Below are 1,255 nucleotides of genomic sequence, written 5' to 3'. Positions count from 1 at the left end.
TCAAGCTGATGACCACGGAAGATTATTTGCACGCCATTATTTACCACAGTGATGGGCGACTGTCCGTGTTTACTTATCAAGATCAGGTCAATATCTATCGTTTTGACACCACCATTCAACCTGCAGCAGCAAAGTCTATGCGCCCTGTTTTTGTTGGTGATAAAGTCTATCTGGCTGTTGAAAATGCTTATGTTGAGGGAGGTAGCCGGCAGGTACAGATGCAAGCAATTTCACTGGGTCTTGAAAACTATAACTATCAAAAATCCGCTGTCGCTTTATCCTCTGCGGGATCATCTTCGGCCATTCAAGGTGGGGGAATTAGGCTTATTAGAACGGGCACTGTGTTGGCTGTATCGGTTGCAGTTATCGTGGCCATTAAGAAGTTTTAAAGACAACCACTTGAAACAAAAATGGAAACTTCTGAGTTGCCCCCTGCTCAAAATTAAGTTTTTAATGGCTATCTGCATGATGATTCATTGTGGTCTATACATACGAATGCTGAATACGAGTACGAATATTTATTCTATCTGTGGTTGTGCCTCAATGAACAAAAACGTGATAAAAAATCAAAATCGGCAAAGCTTGGTTATCAGCAAAAAGCCACTAGCATTATTACTGTCACTTGTCGTTTTTTTTCCAAGCTGGAACAATTGCGCCGACACTATTGAGCTGGACAATAATAATTTCAATCAATATCTGAATGCCGAGCACCCGGTCAAAGGTCGCTATCGGTTAATCGGTGATATTGACCTGAGCCGATTCATTCCCTGGAAACCCGTAGGCAATACCTCTAATCCGTTTTCTCTCATCCTGTATGGCAACGGCCATGTTATTTCCAACCTTGAGGTTGCAACGTTAGCAAATAACACTGCCTCAGGATTGTTCGGGTCATTGCAAAACAGCACCATCAGGCAGATCCTGCTAAAACAACCAAAAGTGACCAGCACCGGAAATATGAGCCCAACGGGTGCACTGGTGGGAGAGTTGAAAGGCAGCAGGATTGAAGAGGTGGTCAATTATGCCGGTACCATCAAAACGTCAGGGTTTCGCAGTCATGCCGGAGGTTTAGCGGGCAGTGTTTCTGATAGCGTCATACGCGATAGTGTCAACACCGGCACCGTTCTTACAACCGGTCCTGCCAGCACAGGTGGCATTGCTGGATTTGCAAGTCGGGCATCGTCCCTGTCAAATGCCCTGAATACCGTCCAAATTGTTGATCCAGTTCAGAACCTTTATAGCGTGCCAGAATAACTCC

The 1,255-nt window shown here is 44.9% G+C and carries 2 protein-coding genes; both read left to right on the top strand.

Annotated elements, in window-relative coordinates:
- Nucleotides 1–389: hypothetical protein (locus tag KDK18_RS06280; RefSeq protein WP_257254015.1), on the top strand; the 389-nt coding region annotated here is incomplete at its 5' end.
- A 193-nt stretch (nucleotides 390–582) separates the two neighbouring features.
- The gene (locus KDK18_RS06275) at nucleotides 583–1,251 is read left to right on the top strand and encodes a hypothetical protein (protein ID WP_257254013.1); all 669 of its coding nucleotides are present in this window, start codon (nucleotides 583–585) and stop codon (nucleotides 1,249–1,251) included.
- The last annotated feature ends 4 nt before the right edge of the window (nucleotides 1,252–1,255 follow it).

It is taken from the genome of Endozoicomonas sp. SESOKO3 (assembly GCF_024606255.1).
The sequence above is the reverse complement of the archived record's forward strand: the minus strand, read 5'-3'. Positions and strand labels throughout refer to the sequence as shown.